We start from the raw sequence: 22,252 nt of genomic DNA, 5'->3' as shown, positions 1-22,252 counted from the left end.
AAATAATGGAAAGAACAGAAACAATCCCTTACGAGCCAGCGCCGGAGACGGTAGCGCGCGCCACCTGGTTGCGCGGGCAACTTCTCTCCTGGTTTCGGAGCAGCGGGCGCTCTTTTCCCTGGCGCGATCCGGGCAGGAGGCCCTACGAGATCGCTGTCGCGGAGATCCTATTGCAGAAAACGACCGCCGCTGGGGTAGCGCGAGCCTACAGCGGATTTATCAAGCGCTACCCATCGTGGGCGTCCCTCGCGCTGGCCCGCCTGGAAGACCTGGAGAGCGAGCTGAGGCCGCTGGGGCTCTGGAGGCAAAGGGCTCTGGTGTTACGGCAGCTTGCACAGTCAATCGAGGAGCGCGGGGGCGACGTTCCCTGCTCCCGCGCCGAATTAGAGCGCCTGCGAGGCATCGGCCCCTACACGGCGAGCGCAATACTGGCCATCGTGTACGGGCGGACCGAAGCCCTCCTCGATGTAAACATGGCAAGGCTCCTGGACCGCTTCTTTGGGCCGATCGGGAGTTCGGGGAAGGAGCGCAGCAGATCGCTCCACCAGCTCGCGTCGCTCCTGGTCAAAGGGGGGCATTGCCTGCAGATCAACTGGTCGGCGCTCGATTTCGGGGCGCTCGTCTGCAAAGCCAGGAGGCCCCGCTGCCAGGAATGCCAGCTGAAGGCGGAGTGCTGGTACGCCCGCACTCAAATCACTCCCACCTCAGATGCTCCTTCAGGCTGACGAAGCGCAAGTTGCCGATAATGATGTGGTCGACCAGCTCGATATTGAGAATGCGACCCGCCACAACGAGCTGCTTCGTGCTCTCGATGTCCTCTGGACTAGGGGTTGGATCGCCGCTGGGGTGGTTGTGGCAGAGGATGATACCCGGGCAGTTGCGGATAACCGCGGGGCGGAAGATCTCCGCAGCGCGCATAACCGAGCTATTGACCGTCCCGTGGTAGCGGCTGATGTTCTCGACGACCTGGTTCTTCGTGTCTAAGAGCAGGATGCGCAGTTGCTCGTAGTCCAAATACGCCATCTCGAGCATGACCAAGTTCGCGGCGTCCGTCGAGGACCTGATGCGGTAGCGCTCGTCCGGCTGCAGCATACTCAGCCTCCTCCCGATCTCGAGCGCGGCCTTCACTTGCGACGCTTTCGCCTCTCCGAGCCCGTACTCGTGGCACAGCTCGCTAAAATCGGCGCGCATGAGCCCGCTGAGCCCTCCGTACTTGGCGAGGAGCCGGTTAGCCAGCTCGAGCACGCTCCCCTTTGTGCTGCCGGTGCGCAGGATGATCGCGAGCAGTTCTATGGTGGAGAGCGCCTGCGGGCCGTAGCGGCGCAGCCGCTCTCGCGGCCGCTCGTGGCTTGGAAGCTCGCGCACCGTCACGTGGTATGCCGATTTGGTATCGGGAGATACCGGTAGGCTTTTTTCAGAGTAATCCATGGCTTATTACCCTCCTCTCCTGGGAGCATCACCCAACACCCTATTCTCAGGAGGCAGGTGCGAAAGCGGAAGCGGCGGATCAGCAAGCAAGGCACACACTTTTCTCGCGGGAATACGCAAATAGGGAGGGGTCCCATCGTAACGCCGTATTCCCAGCCGCTGCCCCATGGCTGTGATACGGGTCAGCGACTGGGATCTCGCCTTTGCACGGCACCGAGCCCCTGTGGGGCATCCTCGCAGCGCCGGAAAGATCGCGCCTTTCTACGGTATTTGGCGTTCCGCCGCTCCGAGGACACAGCGTATCGCGTTCTCCTCGCCGACAAGTTGAGATAGACGCGCGCAATACGCCCCTATATTCTCCATCCGAGCCGTGATGAATTGGTGTCTCGCGGCTCCACTGCACAGTCCTGTGAGCCCCCCCTTGGCGGCACTGTACTCGTCCTCGATCTGGCGCAGCTTCTGCGCCAGATCGCTTTGACTCTCCGGCATTGTTCACCAGTCCTTTCGAAGAGGAACAAACATATTGATCATAGGTTCCCTCCGTGTGGAGACCCGCACGCCTTCAGGCTGCGGGAGGAAACACGGGCGGACGGCGCTAGCCTCCGCTCGTCTCTGTTGGTAGCTTCCCTTACGGGAGGGCCTTTTTAGGAGAAAGGCCTCAAAACTCTTGCCCGATTTCGAGCGCGCACGGTCTATGCCGTGGTAATATTCCCCTTCGAGATTGCGATACAGGCATAGGCCCGAAGCCGTCTGCTTGGGCGCGGCAGGTAGTGGTCCAGACTAGGGGGGCATCTGGACGTACTTTTGCTCTCTCTCTCTAGCACATGAGCCTGGGATCGAACTATTTCTTAGCCCGGTATCGCTGCTCCACAAGCGGCTCAACACAAGGCTGAGCGGATTGTGGCCTCTAGTCAAACACTTACGTTGCGGTAGCCCTCCCCGCAAGCCCGCCCCGTTTTAGGGGGCGGGTTGTTGACAGAGGAGTTGATCGGGAGCCCCACTTGGCCCCTGCGATCGCTTCTCACAGCGATAGTAACCAATTAGCCTCTCCTCTCCGGCGACCGTACTCACCATATCCACACAGGACGTCACGAATTCCTCCCGAACCGTGCCGCACTCCCGGAAAATGCAGGACTTCCCCATCTGCAGCAACCGAAGCGCATCCCTACACCTGCTGCGGTAGACTCCGCCAGGCGATACGGAGGGAAACCGAAGCCGGGCCCCGGCGCAGAAAAGCAAGCCCACGCGATTGCCAGAAAGATCCCCGAGGGGCAAATAGCACGGGTACTTGCCGCATGCAACAATTCATCCTTCCTCGTAGTGGCAGTTCAGGCAAAACCGAAAAGTTGCCAAGGCTGGGGAATGCCCCAGTGCAGCGAAGAGCAGCTACGGAGCAGGGACAGCACCTATTGAGCGCTTCCCCCGATCTCACCGCGTTGGCAGTAGGCACCGCGCTCCGGTTTGCGCGGTTCACCTTTCCCGCTTAGGGTGGGAAGGCCAAGCTTGTCTACCCGGATCTTTCGGCTTTCCCATGAAGGTTCGTGAGCTTCTCGTGAACTTTTGTGGACCTAAGGTGAGCGTGGCTTGCTACCATTGTAAGGGAGGACGAGGCGGAGACAGGCGCTCCGTTCCCTCGCTTCCAGAGACAGCGCCGATACTGATCGTGCAGTCACCAACACCAAAAGGAAGGGGAAACGCGTGGCGCACTTCACGGAAGACACCTTGCAGAGGATTCTCATCAATCCGTTCTACGCCATCACGGCTGCGGTGCAGCCGACAGAGCAGCACGTGGAACTCGCGGAGGAGGCTGATTGGGTACAGGAGAACGCTTCTCATATGAGAGAGATAGGAGCCGAGCAGTGGCTCAGACAGCTGCTGGACGTGTTAGAGGGAAAGCCCTGCGCGCAAAGCCAGCTCATTAGCCCATCCAGGGCCATCAACATAGACCCTCTGTTCGCCTCAGCACATCCACCTCTCGTTCAGCAGCAGATGTGGATCGACGTCAACGCCAAGCAAATTCGCAGCATGGGAATGGAGGGATGGCTCGAGCAATTGCTAGAGGTGCTTGGCGGCGACATCGTAACGGCCGAAGAGATTGGTTTCGCGCCGCCGAGGGACGCGTTTGGTTCCCCTCCGCCCCACAAGGCCCAGTCGCGGCGGAGGGGAAAAAGGAAACGGAACAAGCGGCGCCACAAGTAAGACTTCAACCCCGCTGTCTCGCCGCGCCGTTGGCGTTTTCAGAGCGTCAACCGCCACCCCACGGGAGTTCGGAACGACGGAGGCATCGTTCGGATCGCTTACAGGGCTCAGGTGTTACAACCGCCGATAATAGCAAGGGGGATCATTATGTCAGCAAATTATGCATCGACGGATACCTTGAATCGACGACGAAGTATTCAGAATTCTATCGAACACTACGATGATCGCGGCGTCGCCGAGTTGGTCGCGCTGCATCTCTTTGGGCAGCCGTTGCCGCCTCAGTGGCACACCGTCGACCAGGTGCTCAACGCCATGGCCGTACGCCCCATGGCTGTGCAGCTCGCCTTCACCCAAGCGTACCGCGCACAGCTGGGCGCATTGAACGGGTCCAACGTGATCGAAGTTCACAAAGTGCTTTTTGGACTCACCGCCAGGCGCACTGGCATCGCCGCGCTCAAAGCGCTCAATGTCCTCGATGACCAGTGGTATGTGAGGTTATAAGTCAGTCATGTACTCCGCATCGAATGTGGGGGCTTGCGAGGGGCGTTCGCGCCGTTCGCAAGCCCGAAACATGAGCAGACTCATCCAGGAATGGTTCGTATATCTGTGGAGGAAGTAGATGGCGAAAAAGCCTTTTAGTGTCGATTTGCTTGCAGAGCTGGTGAAACGTGTCCCTGAGGGATACCTCGAATGGTGGCAGATTCGCGAACAGTTTGATGGAGAAAAGATGAATGGCTCCTGGAAATCGATAAGCAAAGAAGCCTCTCAAAGGGGAGTAGGGTGCAAGGGATTAACATTTTTTGATGCTTCTCGTGTGTCATGGAGGGATGTCTGTCAGAAGCAAAAATGGTCTCGCCCACAAATCCCAGCAATAACAAGTGGTGGGACAGTTGCTGGTCCAACCATTCAAGAACTGGCGCAGATGCGAAAGCATCGCATCTGCGAATTAACCTGTCCCGATGAGATTCAGGCTATCCTGCGACTCGACCGGAGCGACGAGGGCTGTCTTTGGCTTGAAAGCTTTGGAGACATCCCAAATTACCACGGTGTCCTGATGAGGCTCCAGGAGCAGAATATACTCGCTCTTTCTGAAAAATTTGTTTTTGACCCTCTACGTATCACAATCAACGCGAAACTTACCGCTTTTTTGACCAGGCGCAGACAGGAAGAGCGAGACGTATCAGAAGCCATAGCGACCCTCACATCCCATGCCACAGGCATCTTTAACGAAGACCAATGGAACAGCCTGTTCAACGACCGACAGCGACACTGGCTGAATCATCAAAAGCAGGTCAGCAAGATCTCCCTGACCGCCCCCTTTCCTCCTCGCGAGCATTGGTGGATGAGGCGCGGTGATATTGATGAGAAAACAGCCCTCCAGTACGCAAAATCCCAGATGAAAGCGCTCGTCCAGGCGAGGGAGGAGCAGTGGAAGAAGTTGCTTGACCTGTGCGGAGAGGTCATACGTCCCGGGGCGAAAGGGGGCAAAACCAATCGCATGCAGGTCGTTAGTCGCAGTTATCGCACGCAGCCCGCGGCCAGGAGGATCGGTCTCCCTGAGAAAGCCTTTCTCGCAGCTATAGAGCAGGGGATTGTCCCGGCATTTAGAGACCCGGATGGCCGGCTCCGCATACCAGCCTCAACCGTTGACGCCATTGCCACCCACGAAGAACTTTACGAGAAGATAGCGGATTTTATCACTCTCAAAACTCGTGACCTGGCAGCCGCTTGTGGAGTCCATCGGAGTAGCATGTACCGCCGCCTGCAAAAACTCGGCGCCTCAACAACGAGAGCCACCTGGGGAGAAGTCAGAGGGCGCTGGGAGCTGCCAGCTACGTACGCACTTTACCGGAAAGCGCTCGATGGCAATTGGCGAGCTATTCAGCAGGCAAGGAAAGCCGCGGAAGAGGAGCGGCAGCAACTTCTCCTGGCCCAGAAAGCTCGCGAAGAGGCAGAAAAGAGCGCGCTTCGTGAGCAGCTCATCGCAACCTTCCCGGACTGGAGACATGAGCAGCGAGCGAATCAGCGAATCAAAGTTCTGCTGGGCGAGGCTAATAGCGGAAAGACCCGGGCCGCGCTTGAACGATTAATTGCTGCCGGCAGCGGCTGGTATTTGGCACCGTTGCGCCTGTTAGCCTATGAAATTTACGACGCTCTCAATCGAAGAGGAATTGCTTGCAATCTCCTCACGGGGGAAGAGGAGATTGTGGTAAGAGAAGCACAGATCACCGCCGCCACGATTGAAATGTTTGATGCCCGTTCTAGAGGAGGGTGCGTGGTTATCGATGAGGCTCATATGGTGGGAGACCCGGATCGAGGTTGGGCCTGGACACGTGCTCTGATGGAGGCGCGTGCGGAAGAAATGCTCGTGCTCGGGCCGCTTGCTGCTCGACCTCTCGTGGAACGACTTCTTTACGCTGTTGGGCAACCGTTTACTTTTGAGCAATCTTCCCGTCTCGTCCCGCTCAGGATGGCAACAACCCCCTATAGGTTGCGGGACCTTCCCGCAAGGACCATTGTGGTCGCCTTTTCTCGAGGCATGGTCCTGGCATTAAAGGCCGATCTGGAACAGATGGGGCGAAAAGTCTCCATCGTTTATGGCGCATTGCCGCCAGAGGTCCGCCGTCGGCAAGCTGATCGTTTTGCCTGCGGTGAGACGGAGATCTGCGTGGCTACCGATGCGATTGGCATGGGTTTAAACCTTCCCGCAGATGCCGTCTGTTTCTACGAAACGAAAAAATATGATGGCAAGAGGGTGCGTCCACTCACCGCGATGGAGGTTCACCAGATCGGGGGGAGGGCAGGACGTTTTGGCCTGGCTGAGCAAGGGATTATCACGGCGCTCAATAAGGTGGATCTTGATTTTCTCCGCCAGCAATTTGAGCAGACTTCTTCCCCAATTGGACAGGCATATGTAGCTCCATCGGTTTCAGACCTGGCCTTGCTTCCAGGGCGACTCGCAGCCCGCCTGCGTCAGTGGCGCGAGTTGGAATCGATCCCGGCAAGTATGCGATCCTTCATCAAGACTGCCGATCTCGGGGATCGCATTGAGCTGGCTTCTATGCTACAACCAGAGGAAGAAGCAGGCCTGGGCTTGGGCGCAGCCGTCAAATTGACTCACGCGCCAGCACGACCGGAGTCGCGCTTCTACTGGCGATGGTGTGCCAGGGCGCTTGTCAAAGGGGACCGCCTTCCTTCCCCTCCAGACCCACCCAAAGATCTCGCCAGTTCCGATGATCTGGTACGAGCTGAGCAGGTAATAGCCTGCGCCGACCTGTATCTGTGGCTAGCGCGCACTCCTGAGTTTCGACCATTTGGCCCCTGCTATGGAGAGGTCCGCAGGGCCCGCTATGCTCTCGCCGAGCGTATTGATCAGGCTCTCCTCTCTCGGCTAGATACTCGCAAGAGGTGCGCCTCTTGTGGACGTGTCCTTCCCCTTCGCCACCGCTATCGGCTCTGTGAGAACTGCTGCCTAGATCGCGGCTATGACTACTGAGATGACGATATAACCTGGCGTTGTCCTATTAGACAGTTGAGATCAACGGAAAAGTAGAGCGACTACGTTTTTCTGCTGTCATATGTACTGTGTCTGTTCGAGGAAGCATAGTTTTGGAGCGAGAAAAATGGAAGCATAGCTTTGGAGAACCTCTAAAACCATGGTGTTAATGACAAAATTCTCACATTGTGTCGTCCGCAGTAACTTTAGAATAGAATGAGCAGGAGGAGGGTCCAGAGTGGCCCTCTACGTTTAGAAAAATCCGCAATAAAATTAGAAAAAGTACCAGAATCCGCGATAATTTTAGAAAAAGTCCTTTTTACATTTTATTGATGGGCCGCCTGCTGCCGCTCCTCACGTTCCCGTTGATTTTTCTATTGTCTTGTGAGCACCTGTTCACATTCTTGATTTTATCCTCATTGCACATCCATCTGCAAGCACTGAAAACATACTCGATCCTACTTAACAGCGGCTTTTTCCGAACGGATGTCCCATGTAGCCAGTACAGGTGATTATCTGCTCTATGTCAGGTCCTGCTTCTTCTCCATCCCCTCTCACCTAACAAGGAACGCCTCTGCGCATCCCCATGCATGAATGCGGGGGGGGGTGTTCAGAGGCGGTGAGGGGATACCTGGAGGTACTCGCAGAGAGATCCTTTTTAGAACAACTTGTTCAGTAAAGCACGCGAGGTTCGTATATGCTCACGCATAGCCATATACGCTCCTTGAGCATCGCGCTGCTCCAATGCCGCAAGCAATGCTCGATGAGAGATAAGAGTGCTCTCTGCGATATGATACCTTGCAAAATAGAAGCGCCAGAAACGTAAACTATGCATCAAGATCTGATTGGTCGCATCCTGCAATAACGAATTGTGCACACAACTGGCAAGGAAGCGATGAATAAACTGATCGTCATCTAAAAACCGTTGCACAGCTGTCTCTTCGCGAGCGTTCTCCGCCTGCTCAACCAGGCGACGGAGTTCTGCAAGCTCGGCAGCAGTCGCGTGTTGTACGGCGAAGTAAGCATTGCCACACTCGATCGCCTCACGTGCCTCGAAAATTTCACGCACTTCTTCCAGTCCAATTGGTGTGATCATTAGACCACGCCTGGGAAGCACCTTCACAAGGCGATCAACCACCAGGCGCGCCACTGCCTCGTGAACCGGCGTCCGTCCCAGTTCTATCTCCGCGGCCAGGGACAACTCATTCACCATTGCCCCCGGCTGCAGACGCAGATCAATAATCATAGTGCGGATACGCTCATACGCGAGATCGCTGGCGCGCTCTATCTTCTTCGTGTCTCCTGTTGAAGTAATGATCGGTACTACTCCTGCATTGAACTTCAGCCGATTTCTCTTTTATCGGCGATATCGATAACAGCCACCCTAAGTCTACCACGATTGACAAGGAGCATCTGACCATTTTCGAGCGTTTTCCATGCTTCATCCTGCTGCAAACCTGTTGACCCAATCAAGACCGCATCGTCTGTAATGCGATACTTCAGTGAGAAGTAGTCCGGTTCTTTTTGAGCTAGCTCAGATTGCGGATCAAAATCGCAGACTGCGTAGAGCGCGTCTGGCATGAGTAGGAGAAAATTCGCGCTTACTACCTGCAAGCGCTCGTGAACCAGCTTTATATATGTCTGTATAGCCTCAACCGCAGGTGCGCTCTCAAGCGCGGAGAGAAGTGCCAGAAAGTGGCGTTCACTATCCGTCGTTCCCGCAAGGTTTTCGTGCAGCTGCGGAGCGATGAGTTTTTCGAGTTCTGCATTGGGCTGAATGAGCCCATTATGCGCAAAAGCCATCTGATCATAAGTAAACGGATGCGTGTTGGCTATACTGAGCGGAAAACCAGGGGTGGCCCAGCGCAAGTGACCGAGAAAGGTATCGGTACGCATGTGTTCTGCCAGGTTAGAGAACTCTTTACTGGCGTGAGCTGGCTCAGGAGCTTTCGCCACTTGCAATCGATTGGACTCATCGTACCAGGCAAAGCCCCAGCCGTCACCGTGAAGGTGTGACGCTTCCACAAATGCCTGTAATGTATTGTTTAGGAGATGGGCGACGGTAACCGGCTCACGCGTTACATACCCAAGCAGACGACACATAGGTTCCTCTTCGTTTGAAATACTACAAAACGCTGAAATAATTGCACGAAACACCGCCATCGAGCACAATAGCCTGACCCGTCAGCCAACCCGCGGCATCGGATGCAAGAAACAGTGCCAGTTCTGCGACATCTTCTGGCCGCCCAAAACGTCCCAGCGGGATATGGTCAAGTCGCAACTTTCGTGCCGCCTCGTCAGCAAAAAAGTGCCGCACATGCTCAGTTTCGATCGGGCCGGGGCAGAGCGCGTTCACACGAATGCCATCTCTGCCAAATTGCACAGCCAGGGAATGCGTTAAAGCCACAATGGCTCCCTTGCTGGCACCATAGGCATCTTGCGGCTTGATGCAGCCCACGACCGCCAAGAACGAACTCATATTGACGATCGCACCACCGCCCGTCCGTTTGATATGTGGTATGGCATATTTGCAGCACAAAGCGGTCCCTGTCACATTGATTGCGTAAATACGTGCCATCAGTTCAACATCCAGGGTCAGGACTGATTCGTCCTGATGGGGCATAACGCCAGCATTATTGAAGATGGTATCCAGATGTCCCCAATGTTGCACCGTCGCCTCAACCGCTGCTCGTACGGCAGCTTCGTCCGTGACGTCAGTACATAGCGCAATCGCATCGCCGCCGCTGGCAATAATGCCCTGCGCTGTCTCCTCTGCCTTGTCCTTGAGCGTATCCACAACAGCGACGCGTGCTCCTTCCCGTGCGAACAGTCCCGCGCTCGCGCGGCCAAGCACCCCCCCGCCACCCGTGAGAAAGACCACTTTCTCTGCTAACCTGCCCATATTTACCTCCAAAATATCTAAAGGCCGTAGAGCCGCAGAGCATTGTCACGAAGCACCGCTACTCCAGCCGCCTCGGCCCCAGCCACATCCAGTTCGCCGGTTGCCACACGCTCGCCCAGCGCCTGCCCCAGGATTTTCCGGCCATCGCGGGCGCTAAGCCAGTGCAGTTCAGGCACACCTACGCCATCAGAACTATAAAGCAACTTTGAGAAAGGGGCGATGTCAAAGGCTGCGCGTGTAAACTCAAGCATCTCGCTGTAGCCCAGAAATGGAATACCGTAAGAGAGATCGAAATACACATGCTCATAGACTGCTGCCAGGTAAGCCCCCTGACGAGTATAGGGATAGGACTCATGCAGTAGAACAATGGGCATAGCCCGATACTCTTTTCGCTCCAGTACAGCGCGCAGATTCAGAGGGTTCGCCAGCAGCATATCAGCGTCGGTATCGCCATAACCCGTATGAAACTGTATTGGCAGTTCTTGTCCGGCTGCTTCAGCAAAGACTACGTGCAGCAGCGTATCTAGCAGCGGCTTATAGCCCAGGCGAACCGCACCTTTTGCTTGTACCTCGCGTCTAGCTTCAGCAAAGGCTATGTTGACATCATCACTGTTCCAGGTGCGGATATCCAATCCTGTACGGTATGCCACGATACTTTTTAATGCGACGTAGCCTTGCCCACGAACGTCGTTTAGAGCTGCCTTTAGCGCCTCGACTATAGCAGATAGTGTGTCATGTTTGGCAACCAAATCTTGCATCAGCAGTTCCACGCGCAACATGGGTGCCACGCGGCAACTGGCCAGTTCCGCGTGTTCTGCATCAGAGAGAAGCATCTCCAGGGGTGGGTAGCCCTTATCCAGGAAAAGAACCTCGAAGTTGGCCGCTTGCAGATACCGGCGCACCAGGCTGCGGTCATCGTATTTTTGACGTGCCGCCAGTACAGCATCTTCTGTGACTTCACACTCGAAAAATTCGGCCATCGCACGTATCAAGCGCTGATAAAAAAGCGTCGTCGCCACATGCGTCGTTCGCATTGTATGGTCGCTGGCTTCGGTGAAGTGTTGACGCCAGGAAGGTATATCCATCGGTCCTTGCGTACGAAAGATGCCATGGCAGTGATTATCCGCCAGCGGCACATGTGTGAGATCTATCGATGTCATTGAGCGTCTCCAGACAGGCTAGAATTTATAGAAGTGGTTACGAATCTCAAAATCGATATCCTGCTCCGCAAAAGCTTTCTCTTCCGAGCGGCGTACGGCCAGGTAGGACCGGCTCATCAGGTCTCCCATGGCCTCCATGAAGAGTTGATCGCGTTCCAGCTCATCCAGTGCGTCGACCATCGTTGTCGGTAAACGACGAACGCGGTTCTGCTCACGCTCACTTTCGCTCAATTTGTCTGGATCGTGTTCGCATGGCGCCCCTGGATCAAGTTGCCGTTTGATACCATCCAATCCAGCAGCAATCAGTCCAGCAAGTGCAATATAGGGATTGGCACTGCCATCCACTGTTTTCAGTTCGATGTGATAGGACTGCTCTTCGCGTCCCCAGAACGGTGAGACGATACGCACTGCCGCTTCACGATTGTCAAAGCCCCAGGAGGTATATGCAGAACTCCAGGCCTGAGGTTGGAGCCGCCGATACGAGTTGTAGCTGGGACAGGTCAGGCCAACCAACGCGGGGAGATGCTCAAGAATACCGGCGATAAAGGAGCGCCCGTCATGGCTGAGTCCGCGCGGGTCCAGTGGATCATACAGCAAGCTACGTCCACTCTCCTGATCCCAGAGGCTAAAGTGAACGTGGCAGCCGCTGCCAATCTCATCCGGAAACGGCTTGGGGGCGAAACTGGCCAGCAGTCCATGCTGCAAAGCCACGCCACGCGCGGTATCGCGCAGTTTGATTTGATTATCGGCGGCCCGCAGCGCTGGGGCATGGCGCACAGAAATCTCCTGCTGGCCCGGACCGTACTCATTAATCGCCTGCTCTACGACAAGACCTTGCTCGCACAGTGCCTTCACAATATCGTGCATCACCTGCGCCGAGAGATCCAATCCGATCGAGCTGTAGACGGGTTCTCGGCCGAAGGGGGGAGTATAGATACCATCCAGCTCACGCGCCAGATAAAATTCGTTCTCAAAGGTAGCCTCGACCTTGATGCCAGCTTCACTGGCCTTTGTCGCGATATCCTTCAGAAACAAGCGCGGGCACGCGCCCCAGTTCAAATGATTGTGATCCAGTTGATCACAGAGCAAACTCGCGCTACCCGGCGTCCAGGGCAACACGCTGAACGTCTCCGGGTCAGGCACAAGGCGGATCTCGCCCACCGGTTCCATGCCCTCCACGTCGGTCAGTTGATCCAGCATATTCATCGCCATCTGCGCGCGTGTCAGCCCCAGACCTTCATGGAGTTTCTTCTCAAGGTGGGAGACATGAATGGCCTTGCTTCGTGTTACCCCGCTATGATCGCAATACAGAAAACGTACGAGTTGGATACCAGCGGCTTGAGCCTGCTTCACGATTTCGACATTACTCATCGCAGTTTATTCTAACTTTCCAGAAACTAAAGCATGACATCCCCGCCATTGGGTCCGAGCGTTTGCCCCACATAATACGAGGCATCATCAGATGCCAGAAAAACCGCTGTTGGCGCCACCTCACTCACTTCGCCAAAGCGCCCGATGGGAAGCTCAGCCAACTTGGCGGCTTTCCATTCCTCTGTCTCAGATCGCAGTAAATCGGTGACAATGGGGCCAGGGGCAATCGCATTCACCAGGACATTTCTGGTTGACACCTCGCGTGCCAATGCTTTTGTAAAGGCAATTACCCCACCTTTACTGGCGCTGTAATGGGCGACCTCGCGTCCGCCGAGATAGCCCAGTTGTGAAGCAATATTGATCACACGCCCGCCGCCCTGCTCAAGCAAGTGTGGTAGCACATAGCGCGTACACAGAAAGGTGCCACGCAAATTCACATTCAGCACGCGATCCCAGTCCTCGATGGGAAGAACTTCTACCAGCGATTGCGTGAAAATACCGGCATTGTTGACCAGGATATCCACGTGTCCGAAGGTCTCAAGCACGCTGTCCACCATTGCTCGTACCTGCTGCTCATCCGCCACATCAGTACGCACAAACAGCGCTTTCCGCCCGTTCTGGCGTATCGCGTCCAGCACAGGCTGTGCCTTCTCGGCAGTCGCCACGTCGGCAATCGCGACATCGGCCCCCTCAAGGGCGAAGGCCTCCGCGATCCCGCGTCCAATGCCATGGGCAGCGCCAGTTACAATCGCGACCTTGCCAGCTAATTTGTTCATTACACGCCCTCCTTCTCATCCGACTCTTGTCCCTACGCTTCGCCAGCACCCCACCGGCTCAGCAGTCAGGATCGCTTCGTCTTCTTGCCGACTCCCTGCCAGATCGCCAGAATATCATCAGACGTGGCCACATCAAAGCGGTGACGCATCAAAAAGAGCGAGGCTTCATGCTGCCGCGGATCATCGCTCGCCACGCAATCTTCTGGCAGTACAACATAGTAATCGTTGAAGAGTGCGTCGCGCGCGGTAGACTCAACGCATCCCTCCGTGGTACAACCAGTCATAACCACTGTCTCGACCGCATTGCTGCGCAGAAGCAAATCCAGATTTGTCCCCCAGAAACCACTTGAGCGGTATTTTTGTACAATGAGATCGCCCGCTTCTGGAGCCAGTTCTGGAATGATTTCCTGTCCAGGGGTACCTTCTACCGTGTATAAGAGCGGCTCGCTCGCAGGATGAGATGGCAGATGCAAGCGCATATTAAAACGCAGTTGGGCCGGTGACTCACTGCGACGACCCGGGAGCACCGTCATCTTAATATAGATAATCAGGACACCAGCGGCACGCGCGTCGGCTAACAGCCGCTCCAGGCGTGGAATCATCGGCGCATACATCGCGAGATCTATCCCCAATCGGTCAAACGCCCCTTCAGGTTTACAAAAATCGTTCTGCATATCCACAACAACGACCGCTGTATGCTGAGGATCAACCAGTTCTGCAAGCGTGGAATAAATAACTTTGTTTTCAACTGTTAGCATGCGTTTCCACCATCATATCGCGTCTGCGGATCACCTACGCCCTCGTGTCATCCGCAGACACCATACCTTCTTTCTTTGTCACTGCCCCGCGTCTACGAACCTACCCGGCAACCTGCTCCTCATCCAGCGGCGCGGGCTCTTCGGCTGAAGCGTCTTCAGCCAGGAAAGAACCCAGCGCGGTCAGCTTCTCAGGAGACTTGACGCGGAAATAAAAGTAGGTTGCGATCCCTATCACCAGCCAGACAAGCACGATAATTGGGACCCAATTATATGGATATGCCTGGCCAGGCTGAACAATTGCCCACAGAGGATACACCAGCACCGCTACACCCAGGAGCGGCAAAATGATATGCACAAATACGTTGCGCTCTGGCAACCTGAAGAAATAGCGAATCAGCGCGATATTACTCAGGATGTAGACAACCACAATCGCCACTGTCCCGATGGCCCCGGTGAAGCCATAGGCGCCAGTTGCACCCGGACCTAACCACACCCCTGTGCCAAGGCCAACCATCAGCGTAAAGATCGTCTGCACGATAATCGCGGTATATGCAGAGAACCAGCGGCGGTGCACACGCCCAAGCAGAGCGGGCAGCACGCGATCACGCCCCATGGAGAAAATGACACGTGTGGTCGTATTGTGGATGGCCATGAGGCAGGAGAAAATGCCCGTGATTGCGCACAGGTCAACGAGTTGTTCCAACCAGGGGGCATCTCTGTGAGCAAGCGTGACAATGGGATTGGCATCACTTAAGAACGCCTTCATGTTCGCGGGATTATTCAGTCCATAGCCCGCCGTCAGTGCGTACATTATCACCACGTAGAACACACCCACAAAGAGCAGCGCCCCACCGACCGCCAGTGGCACACTTCGCCTTGGGTTCTTTGTCTCTTCTCCCAGTGTTGCCGCCGCATCGAAGCCAACAAACGAGAGAATGCCGAAGACAACACCCAGTCCGACGCCGGAGAAACCACTCGGCGACGCTGCCGGTGTAAATACTGTGAACGAATTACCACTGCCACCTTTCGCGATGGCGATAACTGCCAGCACGAGAAAAATAATCACCTCGATGCTCAGCAATACCAGGTCGACCTGCACCGAGGCTTTGATGCTGCGCCAGGAAAGCCCCCCTACTATCGCCATACCGATAAGGCTGAAAATCCACCAGGGAACATCAGCATGAAAAGTCCCGACAACATAATCATGCGCAAATGCGCCCAGAGCATCGAAGAGTCCCGGTGCAAGCACAGCATAACCGATCCAGAAAAGCCAGCCGGTAAAAAAGCCTGCCGTTTTGCCCAACCCGTGACTATTGAATGTGTAGAATGATCCTGCTGAGGGAAGTCGGCGCGCAAATTGGACAACGGTATTTCCCACAAACAGGCACCCGATAAACGCCAATAAGAAAGAGAGTGGGAGCGCCGCTCCGGCTACCGGACCCGCCGCCGGTGCATTCAGCACAACAGCGATAGCGGGCGCCATCGCTGCTGCTGCCAGCGCAATTCCATGCGGGACGGCCAGGACATTTCGCTCCAGACGATGGGCCTCTTGAGTATTCCCAGAAGCGGTTTCAATAGATTGATCTGCCAATATGATAGTCTCCCCTGTTCCTGGCCGCTCGCCATCCATCGATCGAAGACAATCGATTTAAGTGAGACAACCAATCATATGTACGACCTGACATCGACTCGGCTGTATGCCTGCCTCTCTTGTCTCAAACACGAGCCAGGCATGCAACTGAGTTTTCTATAACGAAACCAATATGCCAATTTATGGCACATCAGGTTGTTATAAACATACCTATGTTAAGGGCACTCCCGAAACGTATCATATGTTCACATATTGCGCTACTTATCCATCAACGAAGCACTATGGAAGTGGTTCCTATGACACCCTAGCGGGCGTGAGTGGAACTTTGCGGCAATCATCTCTATGCTCTCGACGGTGGGTATTGTACAGGGTTCCTCTTTTCCTCCTTGGTGAGAGAAATAGCGCTCTAGCTGTTCGCCAAAGCGAATTCGCCCCCTGACAAAATGTACAACAGTATAGGCAAGAGAGCAGACGACGCTCTCATAGGAGAAGGGAGTAGGATCAGCGTGGCGAAAAGCGCTGCGGGCCTAAGCTAGTTGCACAGGCTGCTCCTCATCCTTGAAGTCACTTTCCGTAGAGATATATCCTATCGGCCTACGTGATATATCAGATGCATGCAAAAAATATATCATAAGCTCGCCTTGTTGTCAATGCCAGGCTTGCGTTGCGCAGGGCTTCTCAAACGTCGCGCGGGACATCTCTGTGGGCCAGTTCGAGGGAAAGAAACAAGTGCGGATCAGTTCATTTTTTCTCTAGCAGTTGCGCCAACCGCGCATGGTCTTGCTGAAGCCTGGCTTCGGCCTTGATCAGCAATTCACCGATGCGCTCTTGCGGCCAGATCACCACACCGTCATCATCGGCAATGACCAGGTCGCCGTCCTGGATGATTGTGCCCCAAGAGAGATCGAGCCGCCGATATAGGCCGGTCCAACCCAATGAGGAGCCATGGGAGTCACGCCCCGGCACCATACACCAAACCCTGACTCGCGGATTTCCCGCGAGTCCCGAACCAAGCCATCCGTCACAAGCCCGGCGATTCCCGCATTCTGCATTTCGAGCGCCATCAAGCTGCCAATAGTTGCGGCTCGCGATGTACTCCCTCCCGCGACAACCAGCACAGAACCCGGCGCAGGCGGTACTTCCAGCACTTTACGCACCGCCAGATTGTCGTCCTGACTTATCAGCACCACGCGGGCCGGACCAACAACGCATAAGGCAGATTGCAGGGGAAGAATAGTGTTTGGAAGAACACCCTGTCCTTCAGTCGCGTCGGACGCGAGCGTAGCTGTGAGCCACGTGGGAAACTCATCCATAGTTCTCTCCATTATCCTGTATAGAGAGTGGCTCCTGGTTGTGTATAAATCAGGAGCCACTCTCGCCGAGCATTTCATCGCTATTTCTGGACTACGCCAGACTGTTGAAATATCCGATCACTTCTCTCCAGCGCAGTTGCGCCTTCGCCAACTCCGGCAGATCAGGCCCGACCGGCTGGCCCACCTCTCCCGGAACGGGCAGAGCATCAGCCTGAGCGAGCAGTTGCCAGAGTTCCGCTGCCTGTTCCTTCGGCGCTGAGCCAGTGGATACGATGCTGAGATGGCTGGTGGACAATCGCAGGCGAAGCGCGTCCGGTTCCTCGCCGAAGGCCACACCGGGCAGAGTCGCGATAGCCCATTCATCGAGCAGGTACTGCGCCAGTTGCTGGCCGGTTGTGACCCCCAGATTAACCAGCGCGCCGCGCCAGGGGGCAAAGTCGGGATAGAGATAGAACCCGGCAGCCGGTTTGGGACACGCGACGCCCAGTTCAATCAGCGTCTGATACAGCGCGTGGGTGACATAGCCATGAATACGCGCCGAGCGCCGCACGTAGGTCTCCAGGTCCGTGTTGGGGGTGAAGGCCACGATGGCTGCTTTTTCGATCGGTGTGGCCGCGGCGGACCAGATCTCGCTAGCCAGCGCGCGCAGAGCCTTGCCAAGTTGCGCGCCGCGCTCGCCGGCGGGCAGTATAGCGTAGCCGAGCCGCCAGCCTCCGGCGGAGAACGCTTTTGAAAGTCCCCCGGTGATAATGCTGCCCTCCGGATAGAAACGCGCAGGCGAAACATGAGGCCGCCAGCCATGGGCCAGCTCGGCATAGATCTCGTCGCTGATGATGGTAATACCATGCGCGCGCGCCCAGGCTCCCAGTACGGCAACATCCTCTTCTGCCAGCATCCCACCCGTCGGGTTGCTGGGCGAATTCACGATCAGCACACGCGGCTTCGCTCCTGACGCGTGGGCGGCGGTCACAGCATCGCTCAGCGCCTCCGGGGTGAGACGGTGGTGGTCCGCAGGATCGGTCGCGACCGGGACCACCTGCCACCCGGCGAGCCTGATCTGCGGACCATAGCTCACCCACGACGGTCGCGGTACGAGCACATCCCCTTCCAGCACCTGAAGCAGCGCGTAGAGCAAGGGTTTGCTCCCCGGTCCCACAACCACCTGTTCCGCGCTGCAGCTTATGCCACGCGTGCGTTCCATATAGCCCGCGATAGCCTGGCGCAATTTCAACACCCCTGCCACCGGCGCATAGCCTGTACTCTCAATCGCCTCCGCCAACGCCTGGCGCAGCGCTGGGTGCAGAGGAAATATCGCTTCGCCAAAGCCCAGATGCAGCGTCTCCTTGCCCTCCGCTCGCCGCCTGGACACCGCCTCATTTATCGCCAGCGTCGGCGACGAAACCATATCGCGTCTGGCCTCCGCCAACTCCAGTGGCGCGCTGAACTCGAAGCGCTGGCTGGTAGCGGTCGCTTGCAGGGGAGTGTGTTGGTCCATGTTATTTGTAACCTTCCTGCGAGAAAATATACCGATTCAGGAAAAGTGTAACACAAGGATCAGATAGTGTTCAAGCCTGAAGCATCGCCCCCCAGGGCTTTCCAATTCTAATAAACAGAACATTGACCAAGGAGGATAAGATCAAGAGCCTGATCAACATGGGCGTTCAAGTAGCGCATCTGGCGAGCAACATTGCGAACGCCAAGGCGATCCATCAGACTCAATACGGCGCTATTGAGCTGAGCAAGCAAACTGGGAACGGATCCTGTACGGGTTTGACAGCGATCTTCCCCCAAAGTGACATCTCGCCGATGATGCAGCCGATTTTCGATGGCCCAGTGGTCTCTGGCGAGTTGGAGCATGCGTTGGGGAGGAGCCTTGCTCATCGAGAGACTGCTGAGCCCATAGACCACTTCGTGGCGAAGCTTTCCCGTTTTCAGGATGCGCGTCGTTCGTTCGAGGCGAAAGACTTGCTCGATGCCTTCCCAGTCCTTGCGAAACCAATCGTTGAGATCAGGGCTAGAGAGAAGCTGGCGATGTTCCAATCGTCCATGTCCTTTGTCCCAGGTCTCTGCCTGCTTCCAGCGCCGCCGATCAGGGAAAGCGTCCTCAAACAAATCAGCAATATCCTCTTGGAGGGTGGGCTGATTGTCCTTGGCAATGAGGAGATAGTCTCCTCTCAAGCGATGGATCTGCGCACAGAGGTCGCGTTGCGTATGCAGAGCGTCGAGGGTCAAAATGCGTCCACTGACCCATGATGGCGCCAACAAGGGCTTGAGGGCACTGATCTCATTTTCCTTCTCCTGCACATTGCAATGCCAAAGCACGATGCCAGTCGCCACTTCATAGCAACTGAGTTGGTGAACCGGATGGACCTCGTTGCTCGTCGCCCGTAGAGCTTTGCCATCAACAGCGACATGAGCGTGATTGGTCTGTAGGCTTGGAATGAGGAGGCGACTGGATTGCTCCCCACATCGAGCCTGAGCTTCCCAACGGATGAAAAATGCCGAAAGAAGCTCGTCGAGATGCTTGCTGTCTACCATCGCCAGGACATTGCAATAGGTCATCTGGCATGGCATTTGCTGGCGACGAAGTCCAAAGCGCTGTGCCAAAGGCACGCCATGATGACGAATCCAATCGGTGGCTCCACTGAGTGTCTGTTGCCCTGCGAGCTTGGCGAGCACAATCAGAGAAAGGACCAGAGCCAATTCGTAGCGTTTTCCTTGTTTGCGTCTCTTGTCTGAGAGGGCTTGCAAGGTGTGGTACAGCGAAGCTGCGAGAACCATTTCTGGGGGATGTTTCGCTCGTGTTGAAAGCGTCAATGTGGTATAGTCCATGCAGAGTTTTCCTTGAGAGATGATTTGGTTTTCGTATTCTACAAGGAAAACTCTTCTTTTTCATCACCCTTTTGAGAATTGGAAAGCCCTGCATCGCCCCCAGGGCTGTTATTTTTGCAGCACAGCCGTAAGGAAGCAGCCCTGACATTCTTGCATCGCCTCAAACGTGAGCTGTAAATTATGGGATTATGATATCGTGTGACGCTTTGCATGGTCTCGTCACCTGCTCTCAGTAGAGCAGGTGACGAGCATTGTGCTTATACGTACTCTTCCGGACGGATGTCGACGTACCGGCGGAACCAGTCGAGCATAATTTCCCAGCGTTCCAGCATCAGAGCGGGTTTCTCCGCGCCTATATGCCAGTGACCGGGAACACGCACGAACTCGACGGGAACCTTGCCCATGAGCTTGAGCGCGATATAGAACTCTTCCGACTGGCTGATAGGACAGCGCAGGTCGTTCTCTGGATGATAGATGCGTGTAGGCGTTGTGACCTTTCCGGCGTGTGTAAGAGGTGAGCGGTCGTGATAATATGCAGTGCGTTCCGCGTCCCATGGATACCCTTTTGATTGGAAAGCCATCCAGAAGCCGATATCGGAGGTTCCCACGAAGCTTGCCAGGTTGGAGACGCCCGCCATTGGGACCGCCGCCTTGAAGCGGTCCGTCTGCCCAATAATGCGCATGGTCATGTAGCCGCCATAGCTGTAGCCTGAGACAACTAGGCGTTCGGGATCGGCTATACCACGTGTGATGCACTCGTCTACACCACGCATGATGTCCTGATAATCCCAGCCACCCCAATCGCCCTCTACCTGGCGCACAAAAGCCTCGCCGTAGGTTGTGCTGCCATGGGGATTGCAGTAGAAGACGGCGAAGCCCTGCGCCGCGCAATACTGCAAGAAGGGGTCCATGCCAGCGCCAAAGGCTGACTGTGGCCCGCCGTGGATATGCAAGAAGAGGGGATAACGCGTCCCTTCTTTATACCCAATCGGTCGAAGCAACCAGCCTTCGACCTGCTCGCCTCCCGAGCTTTCATAGGTGATGCGTTCCGGTTCGCTAAGCGTGACGGGGGCTAATAGCGTATCGTAGAGATGCGTTAACCTGTGCTCCTCACTGGGCTGCCCATCGCGTAGTTCCAGACGGTAAAGCTCCCACGGGTGTGTCGGTTGGCTCTGCGCGTAGATGATGCCGTGACCGCCCGGCAAGAGGTCGAAGTAATGGGTGACGTGTTCCCCTGTGGTCAGCGGTATCTGTGTGTTGTGCTCAACATCAACAGCATGCAGATTGACGCGCCCATGCTCGGCGATGGCGAAGTACACGCGTTTGCCATCCTCGCTCCAGCGTGGCTGGTAGGGCGTTGGAGACCCCAGGCGCATGCCAACGGTTGGTGCAACATCATAATCCAGGTCGGAGAGCAGCGTGCGCATCTCGCTGTCTTCACGTGCGATCAGGCGCAACCGAATAACGCTTATGCCCTCTTTATTCATATCCTGCGCGGCTAGTACCGCAGCCTGGCTGCCGTCAGGGGACCAGGACCAGCTATGCACCTGGAGCGAACTATCGGTGAGGCAACGCATCTCGCCCGTTTCGATATCTATGTTCCACAGATCGGTAACCCAGGTGCGGTCGTAGTCCTCATTGCGATTGGTGACCAGGCTGATCTCACGGCTATCTGGAGTCCAGCGAATGCCATAATGGTCATAATCGCCCGTGGTCAGGCGCCTGATATGTTGCGGGTCCACGAGCTGTTCGCTCGCGTCGCCGGGTTGAGGCGCGGGCATGACAAAGACGTGCATACGCTTCTCAAGCATGCCACGGCCATCCAGACGATACCAGACGCTTTTGATGGTACGCTGGCGATAGCGTTCCTCTTCGTCCTGGCGCTTCTTTGCCGCCTCGTCCAGTATCTTGCGTCCCGTGAGCACATCGTCTTCATCGGAATTGAGGGCGGCGGATGTCAGGGCGATCCATTTGCCATCGGGTGACCACGCCACTTCATTGATGCCGCGAGCGAAGTTGGTGAGCTTACGTGCTTCGCCTCCGCCCATCTCCAGAAGCCAGAGTTGCGCCTTGTCTCCCTCTCGATTGGAGGTGAAGAGGAGGCGCTGGCTATCAGGTGACCATACGGGAAAGTTGTTCTGTTTCCCGCCGCGTGTCAGGCGCACAGGTTCGTTGAGAGCCTGTCCATGCTCGTCCAGACGCAGCAAATAGATATCACTCAGCACTTCGTTGCTGGCTTTGTCCTTGAGCGCGAGGCTAAAGACCACGCTCCGACCATCAGGCGAGAGCGCCACGCGTCCCATCTCCGGCAGGATCCACAGGTCATCGTGCGTTAGTTTGCGTGTTGGCACTATCACATCGGCCATATGCAAAAGTCCTTTCTGTACGGAGAACTATGAGCGATTGTCGTACTCTTCGGGGCGAAT

19 protein-coding genes are annotated in these 22,252 nt (G+C 55.9%); 5 read left to right on the top strand and 14 right to left on the bottom strand.

Annotation, left to right across the window (positions count from 1 at the left end; genetic code table 11):
* Positions 1–5 precede the first annotated feature (5 nt).
* Positions 6–725: an HhH-GPD family protein gene (locus tag JMJ04_RS17620; protein WP_201371752.1), complete on the top strand. Its 720-nt coding sequence runs from the start codon at positions 6–8 to the stop codon at positions 723–725.
* On the opposite strand, the gene radC is transcribed toward JMJ04_RS17620, so the two are convergent.
* Both radC and JMJ04_RS17610 read right to left on the bottom strand, forming a co-directional pair.
* Positions 694–1,428, bottom strand: coding sequence for a RadC family protein (radC, locus tag JMJ04_RS17615; RefSeq protein WP_201371751.1), 735 nt, complete (start codon positions 1,426–1,428; stop codon positions 694–696). The two genes, JMJ04_RS17620 and radC, sit on opposite strands and share 32 nt — an antisense overlap.
* Positions 1,429–1,689: 261 nt before the next feature.
* The gene (locus tag JMJ04_RS17610) at positions 1,690–1,917 is read right to left on the bottom strand and encodes a hypothetical protein (protein WP_201371750.1); all 228 of its coding nucleotides are present in this window, start codon (positions 1,915–1,917) and stop codon (positions 1,690–1,692) included.
* A gap of 806 nt (positions 1,918–2,723) precedes the next feature.
* Here JMJ04_RS17610 and JMJ04_RS17605 point away from each other — a divergent pair.
* From JMJ04_RS17605 to JMJ04_RS17590, 4 genes are all read left to right on the top strand, one after another.
* Positions 2,724–2,915, top strand: a complete 192-nt coding sequence (locus JMJ04_RS17605) for a hypothetical protein (RefSeq protein WP_201371749.1) — start codon at positions 2,724–2,726, stop codon at positions 2,913–2,915.
* A 211-nt stretch (positions 2,916–3,126) separates the two neighbouring features.
* Positions 3,127–3,627, top strand: a complete 501-nt coding sequence (locus JMJ04_RS17600; RefSeq protein WP_201371748.1) for a hypothetical protein — start codon at positions 3,127–3,129, stop codon at positions 3,625–3,627.
* A 147-nt stretch (positions 3,628–3,774) separates the two neighbouring features.
* Positions 3,775–4,128, top strand: coding sequence for a hypothetical protein (locus JMJ04_RS17595; RefSeq protein ID WP_201371747.1), 354 nt, complete (start codon positions 3,775–3,777; stop codon positions 4,126–4,128).
* 118 nt (positions 4,129–4,246) lie between these two features.
* Entirely contained in the window at positions 4,247–7,123 is a 2,877-nt protein-coding gene (locus tag JMJ04_RS17590; RefSeq protein WP_201371746.1) for a helicase-related protein, read from the top strand.
* A 658-nt stretch (positions 7,124–7,781) separates the two neighbouring features.
* Here JMJ04_RS17590 and JMJ04_RS17585 read toward each other — a convergent pair.
* The 12 genes from JMJ04_RS17585 to JMJ04_RS17530 form a co-directional block, all read right to left on the bottom strand.
* Positions 7,782–8,378: a GntR family transcriptional regulator gene (locus tag JMJ04_RS17585; RefSeq protein ID WP_268887358.1), complete on the bottom strand. Its 597-nt coding sequence runs from the start codon at positions 8,376–8,378 to the stop codon at positions 7,782–7,784.
* Between the two features lie 86 nt (positions 8,379–8,464).
* Positions 8,465–9,226, bottom strand: coding sequence for a class II glutamine amidotransferase (locus JMJ04_RS17580; protein WP_201371745.1), 762 nt, complete (start codon positions 9,224–9,226; stop codon positions 8,465–8,467).
* Positions 9,227–9,248: 22 nt separating this feature from the next.
* Positions 9,249–10,025 carry an SDR family NAD(P)-dependent oxidoreductase gene (locus tag JMJ04_RS17575; RefSeq protein ID WP_201371744.1) on the bottom strand — a complete coding sequence of 259 codons (777 nt, stop codon included), beginning with the start codon at positions 10,023–10,025 and terminating at the stop codon, positions 9,249–9,251.
* Between the two features lie 17 nt (positions 10,026–10,042).
* Positions 10,043–11,185: an amidohydrolase family protein gene (locus JMJ04_RS17570; protein WP_201371743.1), complete on the bottom strand. Its 1,143-nt coding sequence runs from the start codon at positions 11,183–11,185 to the stop codon at positions 10,043–10,045.
* A gap of 18 nt (positions 11,186–11,203) precedes the next feature.
* Positions 11,204–12,556, bottom strand: coding sequence for a glutamine synthetase family protein (locus JMJ04_RS17565; protein ID WP_201371742.1), 1,353 nt, complete (start codon positions 12,554–12,556; stop codon positions 11,204–11,206).
* Between the two features lie 26 nt (positions 12,557–12,582).
* Positions 12,583–13,332 (bottom strand): SDR family NAD(P)-dependent oxidoreductase, encoded by a 750-nt coding sequence (locus JMJ04_RS17560; RefSeq protein WP_201371741.1) that lies wholly within the window; start codon positions 13,330–13,332, stop codon positions 12,583–12,585.
* Positions 13,333–13,397: 65 nt separating this feature from the next.
* On the bottom strand, positions 13,398–14,090 hold the full coding sequence (locus JMJ04_RS17555; RefSeq protein WP_201371740.1) for a cysteine hydrolase family protein: 693 nt from the start codon (positions 14,088–14,090) through the stop codon (positions 13,398–13,400).
* Between the two features lie 100 nt (positions 14,091–14,190).
* Positions 14,191–15,681, bottom strand: a complete 1,491-nt coding sequence (locus tag JMJ04_RS17550) for an APC family permease (RefSeq protein WP_201371739.1) — start codon at positions 15,679–15,681, stop codon at positions 14,191–14,193.
* Positions 15,682–16,520: 839 nt separating this feature from the next.
* The gene (locus tag JMJ04_RS17545; protein WP_236038054.1) at positions 16,521–16,994 is read right to left on the bottom strand and encodes an RraA family protein; all 474 of its coding nucleotides are present in this window, start codon (positions 16,992–16,994) and stop codon (positions 16,521–16,523) included.
* Between the two features lie 91 nt (positions 16,995–17,085).
* On the bottom strand, positions 17,086–18,399 hold the full coding sequence (locus tag JMJ04_RS17540; RefSeq protein ID WP_236038170.1) for a pyridoxal phosphate-dependent aminotransferase: 1,314 nt from the start codon (positions 18,397–18,399) through the stop codon (positions 17,086–17,088).
* A gap of 197 nt (positions 18,400–18,596) precedes the next feature.
* On the bottom strand, positions 18,597–19,826 hold the full coding sequence (locus JMJ04_RS17535) for an ISAs1 family transposase (protein WP_201370953.1): 1,230 nt from the start codon (positions 19,824–19,826) through the stop codon (positions 18,597–18,599).
* Positions 19,827–20,083: 257 nt separating this feature from the next.
* Entirely contained in the window at positions 20,084–22,192 is a 2,109-nt protein-coding gene (locus JMJ04_RS17530) for a S9 family peptidase (protein WP_201371737.1), read from the bottom strand.
* Between the last annotated feature and the right edge of the window lie 60 nt (positions 22,193–22,252).

The sequence above is a fragment of the Ktedonobacter robiniae genome (assembly GCF_016587375.1).
GTDB classification, from domain to species: Bacteria; Chloroflexota; Ktedonobacteria; order Ktedonobacterales; family Ktedonobacteraceae; genus Ktedonobacter; species Ktedonobacter robiniae.
This window is presented reverse-complemented; position numbering and strand designations above follow the sequence as displayed.